At 47.0% G+C, this 26,100-nt stretch carries 24 protein-coding genes; 11 read left to right on the top strand and 13 right to left on the bottom strand.

All coding sequences use genetic code 11. From position 1 onward, the window contains the following. The first annotated feature begins 81 nt into the window (after positions 1–81). Positions 82–1,785 carry a GMC family oxidoreductase gene (locus SD450_RS03885; RefSeq protein WP_318343321.1) on the top strand — a complete coding sequence of 568 codons (1,704 nt, stop codon included), beginning with the start codon at positions 82–84 and terminating at the stop codon, positions 1,783–1,785. A gap of 9 nt (positions 1,786–1,794) precedes the next feature. Continuing rightward, complete coding sequence (locus SD450_RS03880; protein ID WP_318343320.1) at positions 1,795–2,259, top strand: ASCH domain-containing protein; 465 nt, start codon at positions 1,795–1,797, stop codon at positions 2,257–2,259. A gap of 93 nt (positions 2,260–2,352) precedes the next feature. Here the strand turns inward: SD450_RS03880 and SD450_RS03875 are convergent, their stop codons facing one another. Genes SD450_RS03875 through SD450_RS03855 form a run of 5 tightly spaced genes read right to left on the bottom strand, consistent with a single transcriptional unit; the run spans position 2,353 to position 7,509 of the window. Then, the gene (locus SD450_RS03875; protein WP_318343319.1) at positions 2,353–3,489 is read right to left on the bottom strand and encodes a Gfo/Idh/MocA family protein; all 1,137 of its coding nucleotides are present in this window, start codon (positions 3,487–3,489) and stop codon (positions 2,353–2,355) included. Positions 3,490–3,510: 21 nt separating this feature from the next. Next, complete coding sequence (locus tag SD450_RS03870) at positions 3,511–4,749, bottom strand: MFS transporter (RefSeq protein WP_318343318.1); 1,239 nt, start codon at positions 4,747–4,749, stop codon at positions 3,511–3,513. Positions 4,750–4,799: 50 nt separating this feature from the next. Beyond that, on the bottom strand, positions 4,800–6,026 hold the full coding sequence (locus SD450_RS03865; protein WP_318343317.1) for a nucleoside permease: 1,227 nt from the start codon (positions 6,024–6,026) through the stop codon (positions 4,800–4,802). A gap of 20 nt (positions 6,027–6,046) precedes the next feature. Then, a complete protein-coding gene (locus SD450_RS03860) occupies positions 6,047–6,490 on the bottom strand; it encodes a DinB family protein (RefSeq protein WP_318343316.1) in 444 nt (147 codons plus the stop codon). Between the two features lie 11 nt (positions 6,491–6,501). Then, positions 6,502–7,509 carry a sugar phosphate isomerase/epimerase family protein gene (locus tag SD450_RS03855; protein ID WP_318343315.1) on the bottom strand — a complete coding sequence of 336 codons (1,008 nt, stop codon included), beginning with the start codon at positions 7,507–7,509 and terminating at the stop codon, positions 6,502–6,504. 136 nt (positions 7,510–7,645) lie between these two features. On the opposite strand from SD450_RS03855, the gene SD450_RS03850 reads away from it, so the two are divergent. Both SD450_RS03850 and SD450_RS03845 read left to right on the top strand, forming a co-directional pair. Continuing rightward, on the top strand, positions 7,646–9,364 hold the full coding sequence (locus tag SD450_RS03850; RefSeq protein ID WP_318343314.1) for a GMC family oxidoreductase: 1,719 nt from the start codon (positions 7,646–7,648) through the stop codon (positions 9,362–9,364). Further along, positions 9,364–10,017, top strand: a complete 654-nt coding sequence (locus SD450_RS03845; RefSeq protein WP_318343313.1) for a gluconate 2-dehydrogenase subunit 3 family protein — start codon at positions 9,364–9,366, stop codon at positions 10,015–10,017. The genes SD450_RS03850 and SD450_RS03845 overlap by 1 nt, the downstream gene beginning before the upstream one ends. Positions 10,018–10,186: 169 nt before the next feature. Here SD450_RS03845 and SD450_RS03840 read toward each other — a convergent pair whose 3' ends face one another. Further along, positions 10,187–12,652 carry a ribonucleoside-diphosphate reductase subunit alpha gene (locus tag SD450_RS03840; protein WP_318343312.1) on the bottom strand — a complete coding sequence of 822 codons (2,466 nt, stop codon included), beginning with the start codon at positions 12,650–12,652 and terminating at the stop codon, positions 10,187–10,189. Between the two features lie 131 nt (positions 12,653–12,783). Beyond that, complete coding sequence (locus tag SD450_RS03835) at positions 12,784–13,770, bottom strand: ribonucleotide-diphosphate reductase subunit beta (protein ID WP_318343311.1); 987 nt, start codon at positions 13,768–13,770, stop codon at positions 12,784–12,786. An 898-nt stretch (positions 13,771–14,668) separates the two neighbouring features. Between SD450_RS03835 and SD450_RS03830 the strand changes: the two genes are divergently transcribed. Further along, positions 14,669–15,403, top strand: a complete 735-nt coding sequence (locus SD450_RS03830; RefSeq protein ID WP_318343310.1) for a LytR/AlgR family response regulator transcription factor — start codon at positions 14,669–14,671, stop codon at positions 15,401–15,403. A gap of 15 nt (positions 15,404–15,418) precedes the next feature. Next, on the top strand, positions 15,419–17,386 hold the full coding sequence (locus SD450_RS03825; protein ID WP_318343309.1) for a tetratricopeptide repeat protein: 1,968 nt from the start codon (positions 15,419–15,421) through the stop codon (positions 17,384–17,386). Here SD450_RS03825 and SD450_RS03820 read toward each other — a convergent pair. Then, the gene (locus SD450_RS03820) at positions 17,376–17,948 is read right to left on the bottom strand and encodes a DUF3109 family protein (RefSeq protein WP_318343308.1); all 573 of its coding nucleotides are present in this window, start codon (positions 17,946–17,948) and stop codon (positions 17,376–17,378) included. The genes SD450_RS03825 and SD450_RS03820 overlap by 11 nt on opposite strands. Positions 17,949–18,072: 124 nt before the next feature. On the opposite strand from SD450_RS03820, the gene SD450_RS03815 reads away from it, so the two are divergent. Together SD450_RS03815 and SD450_RS03810 are read left to right on the top strand one after the other, a co-directional pair. Then, positions 18,073–18,657, top strand: coding sequence for a MarC family protein (locus SD450_RS03815; RefSeq protein ID WP_318343307.1), 585 nt, complete (start codon positions 18,073–18,075; stop codon positions 18,655–18,657). 9 nt (positions 18,658–18,666) lie between these two features. Beyond that, positions 18,667–18,873, top strand: a complete 207-nt coding sequence (locus SD450_RS03810) for a hypothetical protein (protein ID WP_318343306.1) — start codon at positions 18,667–18,669, stop codon at positions 18,871–18,873. 1 nt (position 18,874) lies between these two features. Here SD450_RS03810 and SD450_RS03805 read toward each other — a convergent pair whose 3' ends face one another. From SD450_RS03805 to SD450_RS03790, 4 genes are all read right to left on the bottom strand, one after another. After that, positions 18,875–20,503, bottom strand: a complete 1,629-nt coding sequence (locus SD450_RS03805) for a S41 family peptidase (RefSeq protein ID WP_318343305.1) — start codon at positions 20,501–20,503, stop codon at positions 18,875–18,877. Positions 20,504–20,518: 15 nt separating this feature from the next. Next, positions 20,519–20,956 (bottom strand): deoxycytidylate deaminase, encoded by a 438-nt coding sequence (locus tag SD450_RS03800; RefSeq protein ID WP_108423876.1) that lies wholly within the window; start codon positions 20,954–20,956, stop codon positions 20,519–20,521. A gap of 88 nt (positions 20,957–21,044) precedes the next feature. After that, positions 21,045–21,629, bottom strand: a complete 585-nt coding sequence (locus tag SD450_RS03795) for a HupE/UreJ family protein (protein ID WP_318343304.1) — start codon at positions 21,627–21,629, stop codon at positions 21,045–21,047. A 169-nt stretch (positions 21,630–21,798) separates the two neighbouring features. Further along, positions 21,799–22,524 carry a TerB family tellurite resistance protein gene (locus tag SD450_RS03790; RefSeq protein WP_318343303.1) on the bottom strand — a complete coding sequence of 242 codons (726 nt, stop codon included), beginning with the start codon at positions 22,522–22,524 and terminating at the stop codon, positions 21,799–21,801. Between the two features lie 122 nt (positions 22,525–22,646). Here SD450_RS03790 and SD450_RS03785 point away from each other — a divergent pair, with 122 nt between their 5' ends. From SD450_RS03785 to SD450_RS03775, 3 genes are all read left to right on the top strand, one after another. After that, entirely contained in the window at positions 22,647–23,057 is a 411-nt protein-coding gene (locus SD450_RS03785) for a BrxA/BrxB family bacilliredoxin (protein WP_318343302.1), read from the top strand. A gap of 81 nt (positions 23,058–23,138) precedes the next feature. Beyond that, the gene (locus tag SD450_RS03780) at positions 23,139–23,876 is read left to right on the top strand and encodes a lysophospholipid acyltransferase family protein (protein WP_318343301.1); all 738 of its coding nucleotides are present in this window, start codon (positions 23,139–23,141) and stop codon (positions 23,874–23,876) included. After that, the gene (locus SD450_RS03775) at positions 23,873–24,532 is read left to right on the top strand and encodes an HD domain-containing protein (RefSeq protein ID WP_318343300.1); all 660 of its coding nucleotides are present in this window, start codon (positions 23,873–23,875) and stop codon (positions 24,530–24,532) included. Before SD450_RS03780 ends, SD450_RS03775 begins: the two co-directional genes overlap by 4 nt. 11 nt (positions 24,533–24,543) lie before the next feature. Here SD450_RS03775 and SD450_RS03770 read toward each other — a convergent pair whose 3' ends face one another. Beyond that, the gene (locus SD450_RS03770) at positions 24,544–25,848 is read right to left on the bottom strand and encodes a glycosyltransferase (protein ID WP_404828223.1); all 1,305 of its coding nucleotides are present in this window, start codon (positions 25,846–25,848) and stop codon (positions 24,544–24,546) included. Between the last annotated feature and the right edge of the window lie 252 nt (positions 25,849–26,100).

Raw genomic sequence — 26,100 nt, 5'->3', positions numbered from 1 at the left:
AAGAAAAAAACTGTGTTAATTTTACATCTCATGAAGTAAAATATAAATATAGGGATTCATTAACAATTAAAACAATACAAGGTGTACGAAAACAAAGTCTATGATGCTATTGTTGTGGGCACAGGCATAAGTGGGGGCTGGGCCGCCAAGGAACTGTGTGAAAATGGCCTAACGACCTTGGTACTGGAACGTGGTCCGATGGTAAAACATGTGGAGGACTACAAGACCATGAACAAGGACGCATGGGATTTCCCCTTTAGAGGAAACCTAATCCGGGAGGACCAAGAAAAGTATCATAAACAATTACGCGTGGGTTGGGCACCCCGTGACGATGTAAAACATTTTTTTGTGAATGACCTGGAACATCCGTACCAAGAAACCAAACGGTTCGATTGGATCAGGGGATACCAAGTGGGTGGACGCTCCCTGACCTGGGGCAGACAAAGCTACCGATGGAGCAATGTTGATTTTGAAGCCAATAAGAATGAGGGCATTGCCGTGGATTGGCCGGTACGTTATGAAGATATAGCCCCTTGGTATGATAAAGTGGAAACCTATATTGGCGTAAGCGGCGAAAAATTGGGTATCAAACACCTCCCTGATGGGCAGTTTCAGCCCCCCATGGAACTGAACTGTGTGGAAAAAGAACTTCAATCTGCCCTTGGCTCACAATTCAACGATGATCGGCTGTTGACCATTGGCCGGGTCGCCCACATTACCGATAAAGACCCCAATATTGAGGGACGAGGTCCTTGCCAATACAGAAACCGCTGTTGGAGAGGGTGCCCGTTCGGAGGATATTTCAGCAGTAATTCCTCCACCTTACCTGCCGCCGAGCGCACCGGAAATCTCACCCTACGTCCCAATTCCATTGTGTATGAGGTGGTGTATGATGAAAATCAAAAAAAGGCTACTGGGGTAAAGATCGTGGATGCCGAAACCCATGAAAAAATAGAGTTCAAGGCAAAGATTGTTTTTCTCTGCGCCTCGGCCATGGCCTCAGTGGGCATTTTATTGCAATCCAAATCGAAGGTGTTCCCCAACGGCATGGGCAATAACCATGACCAACTAGGGCGCAACATCATGGACCATCATTACAATTTGGGTGCTTCTGCCAAAGTGGATGGGCATTTGGACAAATACTACAAGGGAAGAAGACCGAATGGGTTCTATATTCCACGGTTTGTCAACCTTGATGAAAAAACCAAACGAAAGGATTTTCTGCGTGGTTTTGGCTACCAAGGGAGCGCCAGTAGGGGCAATTGGGGCGAGACAGTGGCCGAACTGGGTCATGGCGCCGCTCTCAAGGAAGCCATTTTAGAACCGGGAGGTTGGGAAATCGGGATGACCGGTTTTGGTGAAATGCTCCCTTACCACGACAACCGTGTGACCCTGAGCAAGGACAAAAAAGACCAATGGGGTCTGCCCCAATTGGACTTTGATGTGGAATTCAAGGAAAATGAATATAAAATGAGGGAAGCCATCAAAGAGGAGGCTGCTGCCATGCTAAAGGCCGCCGGCTTTAGGAACATCAGCACCTACGATATGGTAACAGGTCCCGGACTTGGCATACACGAAATGGGAGGGGCAAGAATGGGTCACGACCCAAAAACATCCGTCCTGAACAAGCATAACCAATTGCATGATGTTCCCAACGTATATGTTACCGATGGGGCTTTCATGACCTCGGCCAGTTGCGTGAACCCTTCGTTGACCTATATGGCTTTTACTGCAAGGGCCGCCAACCATGCCGCACAACAATTCAAACAACATAAATTTTCTTAAAACCTGCTTATGGAAAATGCCTCTGCCCGAAATCTTTGGGGCGATTTTTTGGATGCCCATCTGGAATTTGCCTCCGAGGATGCGCCCAAGGTCATTCACTTTTCTGACAATGAAAAGGATGCGGATACCTGCGCCGAATTGGTATGCAAGGAAATCAAAAGGGCGACTTCCCACTCCTTGAAGGGAATCCAGTTACGGAACGAAAAATTGCCCAAAATCGGTGATTTTTATGTGGTCACGGACTGGAAAGGAACTGCCAAGTGCGTCATTCGGACCACCTCGGTGAAGTTGATTCCCTATTTTGCCATTCGAGAAGAACATGCCCGTTTGGAAGGTGTTGGCGACAAAAGCCTGGCACATTGGCAAAAAGTCCATTGGGAGCATTTTACGCGTGAGCTTGCCAAATTCGACAAGACTCCAAAGGAGAGTATGATCGTGGTCTTTGAAACCTTTGAAATGTTATATAAAAAATAGGAGGTCTCCTATGTTAGAAAGTTGTCAGGTTGAGCGCAGTCGAAACCTCTTTTGTTCTCGACTGCGCTCGAACTGACATGAAACCTTTTTAGGTCAATCCATATCCACCCAAATATTGCCCTGTTTGTGGGAGGCCACGGTGTTCTCAATAAAATTGAGCCCGCGCACGCCGTCCAACATGGTCGGGAATTCCCCACTGTTGTATTTTTCTCCGCGAATGGCCTTTGCCACGCCCAAATAGATATTCGCCATGGCATCAAAGATGCCTTCTGGGTGGCCTGGGGGCAGCTTGGTTCCGTCCAGTGATAGTTTGGAATTGTATGCATGGCCCGGCTTGTACACCTGCAATGGCTCTGGATCGTTCAATCTGTAGAGGTAATTTGGGTTTTCCTGTTCCCATTTCAATCCTCCCTTTTGTCCATAAATGGCGATGGTAAGGTTGTTTTCTTCCCCAGTGGCCACTTGGCTCGCCCTGATGACCCCTTTCACGTTCTTGTCCATGCGGATGAGCACGGTGCCGTCCAAATCCATCACATTGTCATCATAGATATAATTGAAATCACACAAAATGGACTGTACCTGCAGACCCGTGGTAAACTCGATCATATTAAAGGCATGGACACCTATATCTCCCATACAGGAGCTGATGCCCGCCTTTTTGGGGTCGAGTCTCCAAACCGTTCCACGTTTCTCTTTGTCATGGATAATGGGGTTCATCCAACCTTGATAGTATTGGGCGTCCACTTTGTGGATCTTGCCGATGGCCCCATCCTTGATCATCTCCCGCATCTGGCGCACCATCGGGTAGCCCGTGTAAGTATGCGTCACGGCAAAAACGGTGCCCGCACTTTCCAAAGTGTCCTGTAGTATCTTGGCTTCTTCGTAAGTGGTGGTCATCGGTTTTTCGCAGATGACATGGAACCCGTTTTCCAGGAGCTTCTTGGCCATGGGGAAATGGAGAAAATTGGGCGTAAGGATGGAACACACCTGTATGCGCTCATCTTCCGGAAGCTTCATCTCCTCTGTGATCAACGTATCAAAATCCTTGTAGATACGATTGGTGGGGATGTCTATCTCCTCTGCAAAATTCAAACTTTCCTGATGGTCTGGATTGAAGACCGCTCCTACAATTTCATAATTGTCATTGATGAAAGAGGCCACTCTGTGCAACACCCCAATGAGGGAATCACCGCCTCCTCCAAGAATTCCAAGTCTTAATTTTTTTGGCATTTTCTATGTTTTACTATTTGATTAAACTATTTCCTCAGAAACATGGCCTTGCGGCACTCTTCGTTCTTCCAGTTTTTTTCGGAACAAAAACAAAATGGCGAACAAAACGGCCACTGCCAATGGGAAGAACATCATTTTTCCCAAAGTGGCCTTGCCCGCGGTAAGCTCTGCTACCTGATCGGTGAGTCCAGAAGCCACTGCGCTTTCCTTCGCACTGTCCAACCATCCGCCGATCACAGGCTGCCATATGGATGTGGCGAACATTCCGGCCCCGCCGACCAACGACATTCCCAATGCACCTGTCTTCGGAAGGTACTCGGAGGTGAAACCGATCATGGTAGGCCAAAAATAGCAAACTCCCAACGCAAAAAGAACTGCCGCCAAATAAATCATGGAACCTTCGGCAATACTCATGCTATAGACCGCGGCAGTAGTGACAATGGCGGACAACAGCAGCACACCGATGGGATTGATCCTATGAACTATGGGGCCTGCAAAGTAGCGGCCAATGGCCATAATTCCGGTGACCATGGCCAACACCAACATGGGGCTGGCGCCTGAATTGCCCAAAATACGCTCGACCCATTGCTGGGGCCCAAATTCCGAAATGGCGGTAAGGGTCATACAAAGCAATATAAAGATGAACAATGGATCTGCCAGGGATTTGATGTTCTTGGCCGTATCGGTTTCGATATGTTCGCTTTCCGGGAATTCTTGTTTGAAAAACATATATCCATAAATGAACGTAGGGATGAGCATTACCCCAATCTGCAATTGCCACCCCATTCCAAAATCCGTCATGAACTTGGAGATAAGGGAACCTATCACGATTCCCCCAGGAAACCAAACATGGAACTTGTTGAGCATGGCCGTCCGATTCTTAGTGTACATATCGGCAATCATGGGATTACAGGCCGCCTCCACGGAACCATTGGCAAAACCAATGAAAAATGTGGAAATGATGAGGGTCCAAAAGCCTCCTGCCACTATGGTGAGGATCAACCCCAAAAGGTGACAGACAAAAGCGGTCACCATCAGCTTGCGCGCCCCTACTTTATTGTAGAGGAGACCTCCCAAGATCATGGCCAAGGGAAAGCCCAAAAAGGCCATACTGTTTATCCAGCCCAATTGTTGGTTGGAAATTTCAAATTCTTCCCCTAACTGGGTCAATATGCCCGCCCTGATGGCAAAGGTCATGGAGGTAACGACCAAGGATATACAGGCCGCCACAAAAAGTTGGTTCTTATTTACGTTTTTCATGGTTTGTATTCGTTATTTGTTATGTCTCTTATTAATAATGGTCCTGTTTTTTATGATTTATAGGCTATTTTTTCATTTTTGAAGAACAGGATGAACAGTATGGCCACCAACAGTGCAAAGCCCGCTGGGTACATCCATATATTCTGCCAATCGTGCACGCCTTCTATTTTAAAATAATCTGCTATTTTTCCAGCGACCCAGAACCCAATGAGCATACCTACACCATAGGTGGCCAAAGTAATCAGTCCCTGTGCAGAACTTTTATATTTTTCCCCTGCTTTGGTATCTGTATAAATCTGCCCTGAGACAAAGAAGAAGTCATAGCAGATTCCGTGGAGGGCTATGCCGATTATAAGCATGAACAAAAGCTCCCCGGTATCCCCATATGCAAAAAGCAAATAGCGTACGGTCCAGGCCAGCATGCCTGCCAATATGGTTTTCTTGAACCCGAATTTCTTAAAGAAATAGGGAAGCAGCAACATGAACAACACCTCGGAACCCTGTCCAATGGTCATGAGCCCTGTGGGGTTTTCCACACCGATCTCGGCAAGGAACGGATTTGCATTTTGGTAATAAAATGCCAAAGGGATACATATCAACACAGAAGATATGAAGAACAAGAGGAAATTTTTGTCCTTCAAAAGCTTTAGGGCATCCAGTCCCAATATCTCGGAAATATCCACTTTTTCATTCCTGTTCACTTTTGGAGGGGTCTTGGGCAACGTGAAGCTAAAAAGGCCCAAAAGTGCCGAAGCAATCCCCGTCATTAAAAAGGTGTTCTTCAACAGACCTGCCTCCCTACCTTCCGGTGAATCCCAGAAAAAAACATAACTGATCAAAAGTCCGGCAACGATCCATCCGATCGTACCAAAGACCCGTACAAATGAAAATTGTTTGGCGGGATCTGTCATTTGGTTGAATGATACCGAATTCACCAAGGCCAGCGTGGGCATATACAGAATCATATAGATCAGTACATACGGATAAAAAGTAGCGAAATCGGTGCTTTGGTACATCAGGTACATCAGCACGGCACCCATGAGGTGCAAAACCCCTAAAATCCGTTCGGCGTTGAAGTATCGGTCGGCTATCAGACCAATAATGAACGGTGCTATGATGGCGCCCCAGGATTGTGTGGAAAAAGCCATGGCAAGCTGTGCGTCCGTGGCTTGAAGGTTATTTCCCAAAAACGTCCCCAGCGACACGAACCAACCTCCCCAAATAAAAAATTCGAGGAACATCATAAAGGAAAGTTGGAGTTTGGTCTTACTGTTCATATGTGTTGTTGAGTCGGTATTTATCGTTTATAAAATATGTAGTCCAACGGTTCGGGCACTGTTCCAGAGGCACGCAGTTCCATCATGATCTGGCCCCTGTGGTGCGTGGAATGGTTGATGATATGAAAAAGGATGTCCTTGGTCTCATTGGTAAAGGTCCTGCCTTGGCTGTTCTCATATTCCACCCGTTTCATAAAATCCTCGGTGTTGGTCACAATTTCAAAAGAGGTACGCTGGTTTTCGTAGTGTACCTCTTCCCACTTTTCAAAAGGTTGTGCGTCCCAAACACCAAATTCACTGGGCCTGCCCAACAATCTGTGGTTCCAGATATGATGGGCGTTCAAAATATGGCTGAAGAGCCTCTGGCAGTTTTCAGGAACCTTGTCCAGACTACCGCATTGTTGGATGATTTTTTTGTTACAATGGAAATTGTAATCGAAGAGCTGTTGTAAAAATCCCTTCATGGACCCTCGGATTATTCGGGTGAATCAATCACTTTTTCCAATAACTTTTTAGTGGCCAAAATCCCTTCTTCCTCGCTCAATTCGCTGCCTTCATATTCTACGCCCACAAAACCGGAATAACCGGCTTCCTCCACAATGTTCATCATTCTTTCATAATCTACCCGGGTCTCATTGCCTTCGGCATCGAAGCTATAGGATTTGGCACTCACGGCCTTTGCGTAGGGCATCATTTCTTCCACTCCTTTATATTTGTCATACTCCTCCAGACATTTGGACTCGTAATAATCGCCAGCTTCCCTTTTGATGCAGAAATTTCCAAAATCGGGCAGTGTGCCACAATTGTCCATCCCCACTTTTTTCATCACCTCCACCAACAAGCCTGCGTTTGAGGAAGGTCCACCATGGTTCTCCACAATGATGTTGATGTTCTTGCCCTTGGCATAGGTGGCCAATTGGGTAAGTCCATCCACCGATGCGGGCACCCACAGTTCTGGGTCCTGTGTTCCGTTCAGGTTGACACGGATGGAATGGCAGCCCAGTGCAGCGGCAGCATCCACCCATTTGTGATGGTTCTCCGCGGCAGCTTTTCTTTCTTTTTCATCCGTGGCCGCCAAGTCGCCTTGCCCATCTATCATAATGAGCAGGTTCTTCAAGCCGTGCTTTTCGCTTTCGGCCTTACTCTTTTCCACCCAATTTTTCATGGCCTCCTCGGAAAAGTTGGCCGCTTGGAGTTCCTTATAATAGAGCCCGCTCACATATTCCAGACCTTCAAAGCCCCATGCTTTGGCTTTTTCGGCAAAGGTATAGGGATCCACCCCTTCTTCCAGGATCATTTTGTGCAGGGACCACTGGGCCAACGAAAGTTTGATGTCTGACTCGGTCTGTTCAACGGTCATCTCTTGGGCCGTCTCTTCTTCGACAACTTCCTTTTTCGGGTTCTGCTTACAGGAATAAATCCCCAGTAAAACGATTGCGATTACCGGCAAAACAGCTTTTTGGGCTAAACTTCTTCTATTCATATTTTTAGGTTGATAAATTTCACATGGAATCCAAAAACTATAACGTTATAGTGGTGAATTCTCAATAAACATAGGGATTAAATGTAGAAAATTAATTTAATAATTAATACATTTAGCAAATAAACAATCCGTATAAATGAGTAAATTTTATTACAACCAGGAGCAGGAATCCTATGATGCCATCGTGGTAGGAACGGGCATCAGTGGCGGTTGGGCTGCCAAGGAACTGTGCGAAAATGGGCTCAAGACCTTGGTCTTGGAACGTGGTCCAATGGTCAAACACCGTGAGGACTATCCAACGGCCAATCTGGATCCTTGGGATTTCCCACATGCTGGGCAACCTACACGGGAAGAAGCCAAACAACAAGAAAAACAAGCCAGGACAGGATATACTGTGAAGGCAGAATCCAAACATTGGTTCGTGAACGATGTGGAGCACCCATATAATGAGGTCAAGCGCTTCGATTGGATGAGGGGCTACCACGTGGGAGGCCGTTCCATTATGTGGGGCCGTCACAGCTACCGTTGGAGCGATCTTGATTTTGAGGCCAATAAGAACGAAGGCATTGCCGTCGATTGGCCCGTACGTTACAAGGACATTGCGCCTTGGTATGATAAAGTGGAGAGTTACATCGGTGTATCCGGTGAAACCTTGGGATTGCCCCAACTACCTGATGGGCAATTTGAACCCATGATGGAACTCAATTGTGTGGAAGACCATGTAAGGGGCAAGGTAGCGGAGCATTTCGGTGGCCGTGTGATCACTGCCGGAAGGGTGGCACACATCAACAGTGATAAAAAATTTGAGGGTGACGGACGTGTTCGTTGCCAGTTCAGGAACCGTTGTATCAGGGGATGTCCTTTTGGGGCTTATTTCAGCAGTGTTTCCTCTACCTTGCCCGCTGCGGAAAGGACAGGGAACATGACCTTGAGACCGGATTCCATTGTACACGAGATCATATATGACCCGAATACCAAAAAAGCGACCGGTGTAAAGGTCATCGACAGGGAAACCAAAGAGGAACATGAGTTCAAGGCAAAGGTCATTTTCCTTTGTGCTTCGGCCGTGGCCTCCACTTCCATTTTGATGCAGTCCAGATCGGACAGGTTCCCTAACGGATTGGGGAACGATTCCGATCAGTTGGGCAGGAACATCATGGACCACCATTTCTTGGTAGGTGCCAGTGGCAAATTCGACGGTTTTGACGATAAGTATTATAAAGGTAGAAAGCCAAACGGCATTTACGTGCCCCGGTTCAGGAACGTAGGCGGCGACTCCAATATGAAGGACTTTACCCGGGGCTATGGCTACCAAGGCGGTGCCAGCAGGGGCGATTATGAGGATTTGGTCGCCGAGGCCTCTTATGGAAAAGGCTACAAGGATGCCGTACTCACGCCGGGCGGTTGGAACATGAACATGTTGGCCTTCGGGGAGATCCTTCCCTATGAGGACAACAGGATGGTACTCGATTATGACAAAAAGGACAAATGGGGATTGCCCACCGTTACCTTCGATGCGGAAATCAGACAGAACGAGCTGAACATGCGCAAGGACATGCAGGACCAAGCGGTACAGATGCTTGAAAAAGCAGGGGCTAGGGACATCACTCCCTACGACAACCCTTATGCCATAGGATTGGGTATCCACGAAATGGGTACAGCACGTATGGGCCGCGACCCCAAGACTTCTGTGGTGAACGGGTACAACCAAGTCCATACCTGCAAGAATGTGTATGTAACGGATGGCGCTTTTATGACCTCTGCAAGTTGTGTGAACCCATCGTTGACGTATATGGCGTTTACAGCAAGGGCCGCAAACCATGCCGCCCAAGAACTCAAAAAAGGAAATATATAATGGAAAGAAGATCTGCACTTAAGAATATGGGATTAGCCTTTGGTTATGCCGTGGCCACCCCGACCCTATTGGGACTGCTCCAGAGTTGCAAGGACAAACCGGCCTATGCCGAGTGGGTCCCCAGTTTTCTGGATAAGGAAAAAGGATATGCCCTCGCCCAGACGCTGGACGTCATCCTTCCCAAAACAGACACTCCTTCTGCCACTGAAATGAACGTCCATGTCTTTATCGATGCTTTCTTGGATGAGGTGATGCCATTGGAACAGAGGGACTTTGTGGTAATGAGAATGAACAAGTTCTACGACAAGGTGCTGGCAGATTCAGGAAAAGAGACCCTGATGGACATAGAGCCTGCGGACATAGAACCTGTTTTGCAAACCTATCTTAGAAAACGTAGCGATGAGGAAGAGGAATCCCATTCCGAAGCCATCAACAACTACATGGAAGCCATTATGCAAGGTGGCGAGGCCACATTGGAAGATGATATTTCCCACTTCTCCTTTGCCAACGACCTGAGGGATATGGGCACTTGGGCCTATAAATCATCAGAATATGTAGGTGAAGAGGTATTGGCCTATTTGCCTATACCAGCGGAGTATATTGCCTGTGAAGATGTCAACACATTGACCGGCGGAAAAGCTTGGTCCTTATAAGTTCAATCTCTTTTTGGGATATAAAAACCTCCAATAAAATTGGAGGTTTTTTTGTGCCCGAATCTTTTCAAAAAAATACCCCGGAATTGTTCCAAGTGGGGTGAACGTTCCGGGGTATCTGATCAATAAACACTATCACATGCACTGATAAAGTCCAGTGCCAACTATGCTATGAACCGCACATAAGGCAGTCGTCGTCTGCCTGGCCTTCCTTGGCCCGTGCAATCATTTCCCGCATTTCTTCAGGAGTCATGGGCTGTATGTCAATTTCTTGTTGTTCCGCAGAAATGGCCTCCACAGTAATCTCCTGCGCCACTGCTGCCGATGCTGCTTCGGCCTCCACCTCAACGGGGACTTCTTGCTTCTTGGTGTTGTCCAACGTGAATTTGATGGCATCCACCGCTGCCTTGGTACGGAGATAGTACATGCCCGTTTTGAGACCGCTCTTCCAAGCATAGAAATGCATGGAGGTGAGCTTGGCATAATTGGCATTCTCCATGAACAGGTTCAGCGATTGGCTTTGATCAATGAAATAACCGCGTTGTCTGCTCATATCGATGATGTCCTTCATGCTGAGCTCCCATACGGTCTTGTACAGCTCCTTGATGTCCTCTGGGATGGCATCTATGCCCTGAACGGAACCATTGGCCCTCATGAGCTCCTGCTTTAGGTTCTCGTTCCAAAGGCCGAGTTTCACCAAATCTTCCAACAAATGCTTGTTCACCACAATGAACTCCCCGGAAAGTACCCTACGGGTGTATATGTTGGAAGTATAGGGTTCAAAGCACTCGTTGTTGCCCAATATCTGCGATGTGGACGCTGTGGGCATGGGAGCCACCAACAAGGAGTTCCTGACCCCGTGTTTGATCACTTCTTTTCGGAGCTTGTCCCAATCCCAACGGCCGGACAGTTCCTCGTCCTTGATGCCCCATAGGTTGAACTGGAACTCGCCCTTGGATATCGGGGAACCTTCGTAAGTGGAATAGGGTCCTTCTTCCTGGGCCATTTCCATGGAAGCGCTTACCGCGGCAAAGTACAGTGTCTCAAAAATCTCTTGGTTCAGTTTTTTGGCCTCGTCGCTGGTAAAGGGCATCCGCAACATGATGAAGGCATCTGCCAAGCCCTGCACACCAAGTCCTATCGGCCGGTGCCTCATGTTGGAGTTTCTGGCTTCCTCCACTGGGTAGAAGTTCCTATCGATGACCTTGTTCAGGTTTCTGGTGACGCGCTTGGTGACCTTGAAGAGTTCCTTATGGTCAAACTCACCATTTTTCACGAACATGGGCAGCGCTATGGATGCCAAGTTGCACACCGCAACTTCATCAGGGGAGGTGTATTCCAAAATCTCCGTGCAGAGGTTGGAGGAACGTATGGTTCCCAAATTTTTCTGGTTGCTCTTCCTGTTGGCGGCATCCTTGTAGAGCATATAGGGGGTGCCTGTCTCAATTTGGGATTCCAATATCTTCTCCCAAAGGTCCCTGGCCCTTATCTTTTTGCGGCCTTTCCCTTCGGCCTCATATTTGGTGTAGAGTGCCTCAAATTCCTCACTGTGGGTACTGAAAAGCCCTGGACATTCGTTGGGACACATCAAGGTCCACTCCCCATCGGCTTCCACCCGCTTCATGAACAGATCGGGAATCCACATGGCATAGAACAGGTCACGTGCCCGCATCTCTTCTTTACCGTGGTTCTTTTTAAGTTCCAAAAAGTCGAAAATATCGGCATGCCAAGGTTCCACGTATATGGCGAAGCTCCCTTTCCGTTTTCCGCCGCCTTGATCCACATAGCGAGCCGTGTCGTTGTACACACGGAGCATGGGCACAATACCGTTGGAGGTCCCATTGGTCCCGGCAATGTATGATCCCGTGGCCCTGATATTGTGAATGGATAGGCCAATTCCTCCTGCAGACTGGGAAATCTTTGCTGTTTGTTTCAAGGTGTCATAGATCCCATCAATGCTGTCGTCCTTCATGGCCAAAAGGAAGCAGGAGGACATCTGGGGTTTTGGGGTTCCTGAGTTGAAGAGCGTGGGCGTGGCATGGGTGAAATACTTTTTGGACATCAGCTCGTAGGTTTCCACCACGGCATCCAGATCATCCAGATGGATTCCCACGGCCACCCTCATGAGCATCTGTTGGGGTCGCTCCGCTATCTTCCCGTTGATCTTCAACAGGTAGGAACGTTCCAAGGTCTTGAACCCAAAATAGTCGTAGCCAAAATCACGGTTATAAATAATGGTGGAGTCCAGCTGTTCTGCATGTTCGGCAATCACCTGATATACCTCATCGGAAAGCAGGGGCGCCTTTTTTCCGGTCCTGGGGTTGACATATTCGTAGAGGTCCTTCATGGTCTCGGAGAAGGACTTTTTGGTGTTTTTGTGCAGGTTGGAAACGGATATCCGCGCAGCCAGTTTTGCATAATCCGGATGCGTGGTGGTCATGGTCGCCGCTATTTCCGCCGCCAGGTTGTCCAGCTCGGAGGTGGTGACACCGTCATACAGTCCCTCGATGACCCTCATGGCCACTTTTACGGGATCTACCAGATTGTTGAGTCCATAACAAAGTTTTCTGACCCTGGCCGTGATCTTATCGAACATTATTGGCTCTTTTCTACCGTCTCTTTTTACTACATACATGTCGCTACGAATATTATTGTTGATACTGTTGGTTCTTCCACAGCCTTGTTAAAAAAATTAACATTTTTAGGTTAAGGCCTATAAGACCCTCAAGAAAGGGGTGTTCTTGGGGTCATGGTTCTTTTTGTCCCTTAAAAGTCCGCGTCGAAACTGATCTTCTGCGAATCGGAATCACTTTCCTTGTTCAACACGCCCGCTTTTTGATATTCGGATACGCGTTTTTCAAAGAAATTGGTCTTGCCCTGGAGCGAGATCATGTCCATAAAATCGAACGGATTGGTGGCATTGTAAACTTTTTCGCATTCCAGTTCCACCAACAATCTGTCCGTGACAAACTCCAAGTACTGGGTCATCAATTTGGCGTTCATCCCGATAAGGCTCACGGGGAGCGATTCCGTGATGAACTCTCTTTCTATATTGAGTGCATCCACGATGATCTCGGTGATGCGCTCTTTTGGCACCTTGTTCACCAGGTGCTTGTTGTGCAAGTGAACGGCATAGTCGCAGTGCATGCCCTCGTCCCTGGAGATAAGCTCATTGGAAAAGGTGAGCCCGGGCATCAAGCCTCTTTTCTTCAACCAAAAGATGGAACAGAAGGCACCTGAGAAGAAAATCCCCTCAACGGCCGCAAAGGCGATGAGACGCTCGGCAAAGCTGGGTGATTCTATCCATTTGAGGGCCCAATCCGCTTTTTTCTTGATGGCCGGAAAGTTCTCGATGGCCTTGAAGAGCACGTTCTTCTCCTTTTCGTCCTTCACATAGGTGTCGATGAGCAGGGAATAGGTCTCCGAGTGGATGTTCTCCATCATGATCTGGAAGCCATAGAAGAACTTGGCCTCCGAATACTGCACTTCGTTCACGAAGTTTTCCGCAAGGTTCTCGTTCACTATCCCATCCGAAGCGGCAAAAAACGCGAGGATGTGCTTGATGAAATAGCGCTCGTCGTCATTCAATTTGGTGTTCCAGTCCGTTAGGTCCTGGTGTAGGTCTATTTCTTCCGCGGTCCAAAAACAGGCCTCACATTTTTTGTACCACTCCCAAAGGTCATGGTGCTGAATGGGGAAAATCACAAATCTATCTTTGTTTTCCTGCAAAATGGGCTCTGTTGCTGTGGACATAATAGCTCGTTCTAAAAGTTTTATAGTTCGGAAGGGTTCAAAAGGTCAACAAAGATTTAAAAATGTTGTTAGAATGTAAAGGGCGCACCATTGAAACAGGGGCAAAGTTTTTAACACCAAATGTTGAAATCTTGGGTCGCCAGCGATGTTTCTTGGGCTGGGAAAAGACGCCCATGTGGAAAGATTTTTTCGATTGTGGGGCGCCATAAAAAAAGACCAAAAAGTATATTGGATTCTATACTGATTGGTCTTGTATTTTTGGGAAGAAACACTTCTCCCCTTTCATATTACCAAAGGTACGGCCTGTCCCCTGTTCGACGTATAAACGATCTTTTTTTGAAATAGGTAGTTCCCCCGAAACCTATAACCAAATCCAGATCTTGGCCAAACCGGAGATTTTTTCTTGCAAGCGGTTTCTATAATCAAGAGTTTGATTGCTGCGGCCGTACATATGTTTGGTAATACAATATTGTTCAAGAGCGTTTTGCCTGGGACCGTCACTTCTTGGCGATGACCTTCTCCCATTCTGTCTGTATCTTCACTGGTTTACGTTCAGATACCGCGGCAACGATCAAAGCAACGATCAAAATCACAAAAAGAACTGCACATTTTCTCATCTCTAGCTGCTTTTGTCAATCATTCATTTTTTTGACACCGCCAAGTTAAAGAACAAAAATGCCCCTTTCGCAGCGTATGTATAAACGGTGCTTTTTTGTGTATAACTGGTTTTTCATCATTGCCATATGCCTTTTCAGGACATGCAAGACACCCAAAAATGGGGTTTTTATCCCCTAAATCGGCATTTTGTGCCAGTTATACGTGTTACTTATCCATTAGCACATAATTTTAGTGGTGTAAACAGAATAATCCTAAATTTGGTAGGACCTATACCTGTAGTATGCTAGAAGCCGTAATTGTGGACGATGAAATAAAGGCCCTACAAAGTTTGAGTTGGGAACTGACCAATTTGAGCGACGAAGTGGACATTGTTGCATCTTTTACCGATGCGCACGAGGCATTGGAATATCTGGAGCGCAATACCCCGGACTGCCTTTTTTTGGACATAGAAATGCCGGCCATGGATGGGTTCCAGTTCATCAAAAACCTGAAGAACAAGGATTTTCCGGTGGTCATCACCACAGCATACAACCAATATGCCCTACAGGCGCTCAAGAACGAGGCCATCGATTACCTCTTGAAACCCATAGACTCCGACGACCTTGAGGTCACCATCGCCAAAATAAAGCGGTACAACTCCAAGAACCTCACCATCAATAGACTGGAAAAGATCTTGTTGAATTTCAATTCGGAATCGCACAGCAAGAAAATCACCATCAACACGGACGGCAAGTTACTTTTCCTCAACAGTGATGAGATCCTTTACGCCGAATCTGACGGGAACTACAGCACCATTTTTCTAAAGGATGGCCAGAAAATATTGCTTACCAAAAAACTAAAGGAAGTGAACTCGCTCTTGCCAGAAAGCAGTTTTTTCCGGATCCATAATTCTTACATCATCAACCTGAACAAAATCAAGGAGTTCTTGAAGACGGATGGGTATGTGGTCTTGGAATCCAATCATAAAATTCCCGTATCCCGGCAGAAAAAATCCGACTTTTTGGATATGCTGTAACCTTCCCCTATATACGTGCCTAAGACAAAGTTCAAACAGATCGAAAACCTACATCGAGTACCAAGAACTACTCTGGCATTTGCATTGTTCCTCTTCGTTTTTCAGCTTTCGAAGGGGCAAGAGGTTCCAGCTGATTTTGTGGAAAAGGTCGAGGCCATCATCCAGTTGCGTCCCAAGACCTACGAATCCTTGGACGAACATCTGGATTCGGAGAAAAACGATACGACGCTGTTGCGCTATTTTGCCGAATTCAGCAAAGAAAACAACTATCCGGAAGGACAGGCCTATGCGCTGAACCAATTGGGATCCAAATACCGGAACATTTCCCAATACAAAAAAGCCGTAGATCTGCACGAACAGGCACTGGCCGCTTCCGAAGAAGCGAACAACACCGAACTCCGGGTGCTCAGCCTGAACATGCTCGGAGTGGTCTATAGAAGGACCGATGCCATAAAAACGGCTCTGGACTACAATCAAAGGGCACTGGAATTGGCCGAAGCAGTAGAAAATCCTTCCAACCATATCAAAAGGAGCATCAATGTGGCCCTGAACGGCATTGGAAACCTGTACCAGACCCTGGAACAGTACGACCTTGCCATCATGCAGTTCCGAAGGGCACTGAAACTGGAAGAGGAACTGGGCAACAAACTGGGACTGGCCATCAACCATCAGAACATTGGGGATTGTTTGGAGGAAAAGGGGGATTTGGAAGGTGCTCTGGAAAACTACCGGAAATCCCTTGCCTACAACGAGGAGATAGGCTCGGAATACGGAAGCATCATCTGCAAGAACAGTCTGGCACAGATCTATCTCAAACAAGAAATGCCGTATGCCGCTTTGGTGCTGTTGGAACCCTTGTTGGAAGCTTCCCAACGGATCGGGGACTTTTTCATCACCCCTTCCATATTCATCAATACGGGATGGGTGCATACCAAATTGGGCAATTATGAAAAGGCAAGGGAGTTCCTCGAGGAAGGCCTTGAAATGGCCCAAAACCACAACCTTCCCAGTAGCATCCTGTATGCCTACCAAAAGCTTTCCGACCTTGAGAGTACAAGAGGGGATTATAAAAAAGCCTACGAGTACTACAAAAAGGCAGATGAATACGATGCTGAGATCTCCAGTGCCACCAACTTGAGGTACATGAACGATATCATCGTCCGGTACGAAGCTGAAAAAAAGAACAACCAGATTTCCGTATTGGCCAAGGAAAATGAGATTGTACGGCTCCGCTTGAAAAAGAACCAAACGACTCTTTTGGTGAGTGCACTGATCGTAGGGTTGATCTCTTCGATTCTCTACATCCTATACCGTCAATACCAAAGCAAGAATGAGAAAAGGGTGCTTACGTTGGAGCAAAAAATGCTCCGCAGCCAGATGAATCCACATTTTTTGTTCAACTCATTGAATTCCATAAAGTTGTACATCATCAACAATGAACAAAAAAATGCGGTACACTACCTGAACAAGTTTTCGAAACTGGTGCGGAAAATTCTGGAGGCATCTTCCCAAAAGGAAATTTCCTTGGCAGAGGAACTGGAAACCGTAGAACTCTACATGAACATTGAAAACATACGATTCTCCAATGAGATCGATTTCCGAATCGATGTGGACAAGGATATTTTCATCGACAACATCAAGATTCCTTCGCTGACCTTGCAACCCTTTCTTGAAAACTCGCTATGGCATGGGCTTTCCCCAAAGGATGGTGAGAAGAAGATTCACGTCAATGTACGCAAGAAGGACAAGGGCCATGTGACCATAGAGATCATAGACAATGGTGTGGGCCGATTGGCCGCTGAGGCCAACAAGGAAAATAGGGTATTGAAAAGAAAGTCGGTCGGTATCCACATTACCAAGGAACGCTTGGCCAATTTTTCCAAGGATTACCAGAACAAGTTTGAGGTGGCCTTGGTAGATCTTTTTGACGAAAACGGGGTCCCGAACGGCACCAAGGTGGTGCTGGACATCCCTACAATTTAGGTTTCCCCTCAGCTACCTCTTCCAGTTCCCGGTACCATGCCTTTCCGAATTTTCGTATCAATGCGTCCTTCACGAATTTGTAAATGGGCACTTTCAATTCTTTTCCCAAGCTGCAAGCGGGGTCGCATATTTCCCATTTGTGGTAGTTGACCGCCGTGAACTCCGAATATTCGCGTGTCCGAACGGGGTACAAGTGGCAGGACACGGGTTTTTTCCATTTTGTGGCACCGGCCTCGTAGGCTGCCTCTATGCCACATTTGGCCACTCCTGAATCTGAGAAAATCACATAGGCGCACTCATTGTTGTTCACCAAGGGGGTTTCCCAGTCTCCGTCCTCCCCTTCCACAAAGGCTCCTTGCTCCTCAATGGCCTTGATGCCCTCAGGTCTCAAAAAGGGCCTTACCTCTTCAAAAATGTTGACGAGCTTGTCGGTTTCCGAATCTTCCAACGGCGCACCATACTCGCCTCCCACACAGCAAGCTCCTTTGCAGGCATTCAGGTTGCAGACGAAGTCGTTCTCCAATATCTCTTCGGACACAATGGTTTTTCCTATCTGGAACATAATGAGGTGATCACTTTTGCGGCAAAGGTAGTCCAAAAGCTAAAATTTGATGTTTTAGAAACCTTTTTATATGGTCCAAAAGGTTTTTTTACTCGTAAATTTGCAGTCCGAAAAAAATAATGCCATGAATTTCAATTTTAAGGAGATAGCAACCGCTGGAATGATCTTGTTTGCCGTGATAGACATCTTGGGCAGCATCCCGATCATCATCTCATTGCGGAACAAGGTGGGCCATATCCAGTCCGAAAAAGCATCCGTTGTCGCCGCCTGCATCATGGTCGCCTTCCTGTTCGTTGGGGAAAGAATCCTCTCCCTGATCGGGATAGATGTGAATTCCTTTGCGGTCGCTGGATCGTTCATCATATTTTTCCTGGCCATTGAAATGATTTTGGGCATCACCCTTTACCGGGACGATGAGCCGGAGACCGCCTCCATCGTGCCCATCGCCTTCCCCCTTATTGCCGGGGCTGGAACCATGACCTCCCTTTTGGCGTTGCGGGCAGAATATCATGTGGAGAACATTATCGTTGCCATTGTTCTAAACATTATCTTTGTGTACATGGTCCTTAAATCCAGTGCCAAGATTGAAAGGGTATTGGGCAAGAACGGACTCAGTATCATTCGGAAAGTGTTTGGGGTGGTGCTATTGGCCATTGCCGTGAAATTGTTTGCCACCAACATCAACCAGCTCTTTGAGCATGGGATTTAAAGATTTGTCATGAACAGAACACTTAGTGTCATCCTCATTATTTTGGCCTTGGGCCTCATTGCGTATAATGTGACCTTGGTGGATTTTGAAGAACCTTTCCAAGGTGATAGTACCATTGCGCTGATTGGCATCATGGCCTCTTTGTGTGCCGTAGTGCTGTTGTTGATCTATATCACCTCAAAAAAAGTGGAGAACAAGCTCAAAAACAAGGGTTGATTCAACGGTCGAGGTTGACCGCGCCGACCTGGGATTTTTCAAAGGCTTCGGCATCCAACTCCTTTATCTTCATCAACATGGCATCAAAATCGCCCTTGATCTGTGCGGAAAGGTTGGGTGAAAAGAGCTGTTCTGCAATATTGGCCTTCAAGTAGGCCTTTATTTTTTCCTCGTAGGCATAAAAATCCAGCTTTACCTTTCTGTCCAAAACGAATTGGATGAACTGGTCAAAAAGGATATCATCCACAGTGAACTCTTCCAAAAATTGGTTTTGGTCATAACCCGAATACCGGGTCCTGTCTTCTTCCAAATGTTCAAAAACAAATCGGGAAAAGAACTGATAGGTGTCGTCCATGCTTTCAATGGCCTCTTCCTCATTGCTTCCGATAGGTACAAACACGTCGGGTATGATTCCGCCGCCACCGTACACCACTTTTCCCTTGGGCGTCACAAACCGCAACGAATCCGCCACTTTGATGCTGTCCGCAGAAACCAGCTCTCCACTGCTGTAGCGCTCCATGAATTTGTGATAATAATCCTTGTTGCCGTCCTTGTAAGATCTTTGGATGGAACGTCCCGTGGGGGTGTAGTATCTGGAAACCGTGAGCCGCACCGCAGAGCCGTCCCCGAGGTCCATTTCGCGCTGTACCAATCCCTTTCCAAAGGAACGCCTGCCCACTATCGTGCCTATATCGTTGTCCTGCAATGCCCCGGCAATGATCTCACTGGCCGATGCGGAACGTTCATTGATCAACACATACACGGGTTTGTCCTCAAAATCCCCTTTATCGGTGGCAAACGCCTTTTTCACCCTGCCTTTTTTGTTCTTTGTAAAGAGGATGAGCTTGTCCTCGCTCAAAAATTCATCGGCCAGTTTCTCGGCTATCCCCAAATATCCTCCAGGATTGTCCCTTAGGTCCAAGACCAGTTTTTGGGCACCTCTCAGTTTCAATTTTTTTAGGGCATCCTTGAATTCCCCAAATGTGGATTCGGCAAAGCGGTTGATCTTGATGTAGCCAATGTCCTTGGTGAGCATGTAATACCCGTCCACGCTCCTGATGGGCACCCGATCGCGCGTAACGGCCACATCCATCATCCTGTTTTCCGATTTCCTGTACACCTTTAGGTTTACCTTGGTGCCTACTTTTCCCTTGAGGGTCGATACCACATCATCATTGGGAATCCTTCTCCCAAAAAGGGTATCCTTGTCGGCCATCAATATGCGATCGCCCGGTCTGATGCCACTGATGTAACTTGGCCCGTTCTTTATGGTCCTGATCACGGTGATGGTGTCGCGGAACATGTAAAAGCTCACGCCTATGCCCGCAAAATCCCCTTTCATGCTCTCGGAAACTTCTTTCATCTCACTTTTGGGAATATAGACGGAATGGGGGTCCAGTTTGCCCAGAATATTATTCACGGTGACATCCACGATACTGTCCGTGTCGATTTCATCTACATATTCATAGTCGATATAGTCGATGAGGCGGTTGAGCTTGTCCTTTTTGGAATTGGTGGAGAAGAGCTTCTCCGGGGTATCATTGAAATGGAGCTTTCCTCCGATAAATATACCGATAGCCACAGCAAGAGCAAGCAATGTTGGCCATAAATAACCTTTGATCTTTTTCATAATAGCAATTGAGGTTCAAACCATTTCCTCCACAACGGGCAAATGCAGAATCTCCACACCGGCCTTCTCCAGGAATTTCAACCCGGAATCATCTTTATACGCCTGTTGGTACACCACACGTTTTATGCCAGACTGGTGCACCAACTTGCTGCATTCCCTGCATGGGGACAAGGTGATGTACAATGTGGCCCCTTCACAGGACTGGGTGGAGGAGGCTACCTTGAGTATGGCATTGGCCTCGGCATGGAGCACATACCATTTGGTATATCCTTCGTCGTCCTCGCAAATGTTCTCAAAACCAGTGGGCGTTCCGTTATACCCGTCAGATATGATCATACGGTCCTTGACGATGATGGCCCCTACCTGCCTTCTTTTGCAGTAGGAGAGTTTTCCCCATTCCTGTGCCATCCGCAGGTAGGCCTTGTCATATTTTTCTTGTTTGCTCTCCGTCATAGGTCAATATCAAAAATGCTGATGCTGAAATAAATATACCTGCTTTGCAAGACCCTTACAACCTTATTCGGTTAAATTTAACGGGGCCCTACATGGGAAACGTGGCAATGAGCAGCGGTATTGTGATGGCGATGATCAAAATGGAGGCCACCGTTATAAAAATTCGTCTTTTGACCTTCAATAGGTCCAGGACCACATAAGCAATGGCGAGCACCACCAAGATGATGGTCACCTGTGAAAGCTCTATGCCCGTTGCGAAACCCAACAATGGCGTGATCTTATCCTCCTCTTCGGCCATCAACATTTTAAAGTAGTTGGAAAACCCGAACCCATGCACCAACCCAAAGAAGGAGGTGGCCAAAATGTGCAGGAAAAGACCAACATCCATGGCCTCCTTGAACACATAGGTGAAGTTGAAAAGAGCAGTCAGCAAAATCGTCACCGGAATCAGGAATTCTATGAGACCCACATCCACGGTAACGACCTCATAAACGGAAAACGCCAAGGAAATACAGTGGGTGATGGTGAACACGGTGGCCAGGATCAATACCCGTTTCCAATGCTTGAAGGTAAAGGGCACGGCCAATGCCGATAGGAACAGGATGTGGTCATAGGCCCCAAAATCCAACACGTGGTTCAGCCCCAGTTTGATATAAAATAAAAAATCTTGCATGGTATTGTTGAATCTGTTATTGGGTTATTTGGGGTTGTTCAATAATTCGTTGTTTCAAGTTTCAGGTTTGGTAAAGTTTAGGGTTTACAGTTAAATCGAAAGTATAATCAACCAACTCCTAACTCCTAACTCCTAACTCCTAACTCCTAACTCCTAACTCCTAACAAAATTAAGAGATTCCTCGTTCCTTTTGTATGGTCTCATAAGCCTTCTGTACTTCTTTGAACTTCTCCTCGGCACCCTTTTTGATGGCTTCGTCCTCAGTCACCACGCGATCGGGATGGTATTTTTTGGCCATATTGCGATAGGCCTTCTTTATCTCTTCGTCCGTGGCATCCTTGTTCACTTCCAAAATCTTGTAGGCATTGTCGGCAGACTTGATGAACATTGCCATGATGCTCTCAAAATCATAAGGCCCCACTTTCAGGTAGCCCGCAATCTCCCTCAATTTGTTGATTTCCGCTTGGCTCACTTGTCCATCCGCCTGTGCTATCCCGAACAGAAAATGCAACAACTGCAACCGGACCTCATATCGGGTGCGCTGCGCGAGATAGGAACAAATGCGCTGTGCCGATATCTCCCTTTTTTTGATGACGTCGTTGAACGTCCTGAAAATGGCATTGGCCTTTTCCTTGCCATAGGTGCTCAAAAAGTACTGTCGCACATAGTCGAGTTCCCTTTGGCTCACCTGTCCATCGGCCTTGATGATGATGGAACAGAGCGAAAGCAGGTTCAGTTCAAAATCAGCGGGGGAGACCGTCTGTCGGGTAAAATTTTTGGCACCCGTGTCAGAACTTCCAAGGCTGTCCATAAGGCTTCCCAAAAAAAAGCCCAGGATAGCTCCTGGAAATCGAAACAAAAAATAGCCAAGAACAGCGGCCACCCATTTGATCATCCTACAAATTTTAAACCCCAAATATAAAGCTTTACCCAACAACCCAAATCTTAAGCAATGTTAAGGGTGATGAAAAAAACCCGACAATGCCGTATCTTTGTACTTTAATAAAAATGAAGCCTATGTATCCCGAAGAATTGGTAAAACCCATGCGTGCAGACTTGGCCATGGCCGGGTTTGAAGAACTATATACAAGTGAGGCCGTTGAAAACGCCCTGAAGAAGGAAGGCACCACCCTGGTTGTGGTCAATTCCGTTTGTGGTTGTGCCGCGGCCAATGCCAGGCCAGCTGCCAAATTGAGCTTACAGAACAGCAAGAAACCGAACCATTTGGTGACCGTTTTTGCCGGTGTGGACACCGAAGCGGTGAACACTGCAAGAAACCACATGGTCCCTTTCCCCCCATCTTCACCCAGTATGGCCCTTTTCAGGGATGGTGAATTGGTCCACATGATAGAAAGGCACCACATTGAGGGAAGACCAGCGGAACTCATTGCCGAAAACTTGATGGAAGCCTACAACGAGTTTTGTTGATTCCTTCCTTGACTTAAATTACGTGCCACCCTAAAGGGTGGTTTTTTTATTTTTACGATCAACTCTATGTAAGTTTTTGCCGTGATAAAATTGCTCTCCTATCCCCTGACCGTTCTTTTTTTCCTTTTATTTGGTTTGGCACTGGTCATTTTTCATCCCATCCAATGGTTCTGTTTGAAGGTGTTCGGGTACGATGCACACAAAAGGAGCGTGACCGTGCTGAACTGGTTCATTATGCGGTGCACCAATGTGCTTGGCACACGCTACAGTTTTGAAAACCCCCATAACATACCAACGGACAGGCCACTGATCATCGTCACCAACCACCAGAGTATGTACGACATTCCCCCTCTGATCTGTTACATGCGGAAACACCATCCCAAATTTGTGAGCAAAATAGAACTGGGCAAGGGCATCCCGAGTGTGTCCTTCAACCTAAGGCATGGTGGCTCGGCACTTATCGACAGGAAGGATCCCAAACAGTCCATCGCCGAACTCCAAAAATTGGGCAAGTATATTGAAACACACCGGCGTAGTGCCGTCATTTTCCCCGAGGGCACCCGCAGTCGCACTGGGGTCCCAAAACCCTTCAGGACCACCGGTCTCAAGGTTTTGATGAAGCAGGCACCCTCTGCCCTGATCGTGCCCATCAGCATCAACAATTCCTGGAAACTGCTCCGCTATGGAAAGTTCCCGATGGGGCTGGGTTCCCATGTCCAGTTCCAAGTACACGCTCCATTTGAGAACAAAGGGAACGCCGATGAGCTCATTGCCAAGGCCGAAGCACAGATCTTATCCGGAATACATCTATCCAAATGAACAACGACCATCTCCTGGAAAAAACCATCCAATTTGTCAAGGAAACGCTCCAAAATGCCGAAGGCGGACATGATTGGTTCCATATTGAACGGGTGTACAACACCTCCCGAATGCTCCTACAGCATGAAAGTGCAGATGCGCTGACCGTACAATTGGCTGCGCTTTTACATGACATTGCCGACCCCAAGTTCCATCAGGGCGATGAATCCATTGGTCCCAAAATGGCCCGTGGGTTTCTGGAATCCGAAGGCGTGGACGAAAAAACCATCGAGCATGTGGTGAAAATCATCCAACACATGTCCTTTAAAAACAGTCTGGATGGGGAGGGGCAAAAATTCACCTCCAAAGAACTGGAAATTGTGCAGGATGCGGACCGATTGGATGCCATGGGCGCTATTGGCATTGCCCGTGCCTTCAACTATGGGGGTTTCAAAAACAGGGCGCTCTACGACCCGAGCATCCCTCCCAACCCCAACATGACCAAGAAGGAATACAAGGCCTCTAAAGCCCCGACCATCAATCATTTTTATGAAAAGCTATTGTTGCTGAAAGAGGGCATGAACACCGTGACCGGAAAAAAAATGGCCCAAGAGAGGCACCAGTTCATGCTGGACTATCTTGGGCAATTCTTTAAGGAAACTGGTTTTTCTTTATAAACCGTTCCAACTTATTTCTTCTGCGGCAATCCGCGGGTCAACCAACCTCTTTTGCTGGCGGTGGCAATGGCATATGGGGTGATCCAAAACAACCCAAATGTGTATAGGATGCTATAGGAATAGGCCCAGAACGACTCGGAAGCCTCGTACCGTTTTGCGTAGAAGAATACGGGGAATGTCGTCAATATCAAAATGCTGACCAGTGTTGAACTAAAGAACAACAAAGGGTGTGTCAGGATAAAGAACAACATGAAGATCAAAAACGGATAGCTCATGACAATTTTCAGAAACTGGCTCAAAAACAAAAGTCGGGTTCCTGTCTTGGGGCCTTTCCGAAAGTTCTTGAACACATATTTTGACATTTCGATGTTCTCACGAACGTTGCTCCTTCCCCATCGGATGAACATTTTGTACAACCCTTTGTACTTTTCGGGAACATTGGTGTAGCAATACGCATTTCTTTGGAAAAGCACATGGTGGCCCTGTTTCAGGATCATGTTGGTCATGGCGCGGTCCTCACCAATATCGGAAGGTTTCCCCATAAACGTCTGGTTGATCCATGCAGGAAGGCATTTGAACACCGCGGAACTTCTATAGGCCGCCAATGCGCCTGGGGTACACAATACGGAATTTAAGCTGCTCTCCGCAGAACGGACAAACTCAAAGCTGAGTACAAAACTCACATCCAACATTTTTGGAAGAATGGCCCTCTTGTTGTTCAGCACCCGGATATTCCCAGCAACCGCTCCTACTTCTTTATTGGTCACGAACGGGCTCACCAAATTTCGCAATGTGTCGGGTTTCACAATGGAATCACTGTCCACCGTGACAAAAACCTCACCAGTTCCTTCATTGAAACCACGGTACAGTGCATGTCGTTTCCCCATGTTCTTCGGCTGCTTGAAAATGGTCACACAATCGCCGAGTTCCCTTTTGGCCTCTTGAATCCAATACCAAGTATCGTCTTGGCTACCGTCGTCTATCGCCAACAACTGTAATTTCTCTTTTGGAAAATCACTTTCGGCCAAGCTCTTCAGCGTATGCCAAACTTGTTTTCCTTCGTTGTACGCGGGAACGATCACGGTGCAAGTGGGCAATTCTTCATCTGACACGGAGGCGATGGGCCTGTATTTAAAGAATCGGTACACCATGAAAAGAAAAAAGCAGGCCTTGAAGATGAAAAGGGACAAGGCCACCATCATAAAGGTGTAGCCCAGACCAGAACTTTTTCGTTCCAGATTGAATTGTTCAAAATCTCCTTGGAGTATGTACACCAAATAAGCGGAGCCCAACATAAGAACAAAGGTGCTGCCCATTACAAAGACTCCCCATGCGTCTGCTGTTTCGAAAAAGGTGCGTATTTTATTTTGTTGAAGTAATTTTTTTATTCCATTAAAAAAGGTATTTGTGTTTTCTACTGAAATTGAATCTGGTTGATCGAATATTGTGTTCCCCATGCTGTACTTTTTTTGTTCTTTCGCTTGATTTACGTAGCTCCTTTACATTTAGATCATCAACTTCCCACATTTAACGTAACCCTAACTTTATTGAAACTTTTAGCACTTGCC

The organism is Flagellimonas baculiformis (genome assembly GCF_033441575.1).
Classification (GTDB): Bacteria; Bacteroidota; Bacteroidia; order Flavobacteriales; family Flavobacteriaceae; genus Flagellimonas; species Flagellimonas baculiformis.
This window is presented reverse-complemented; position numbering and strand designations above follow the sequence as displayed.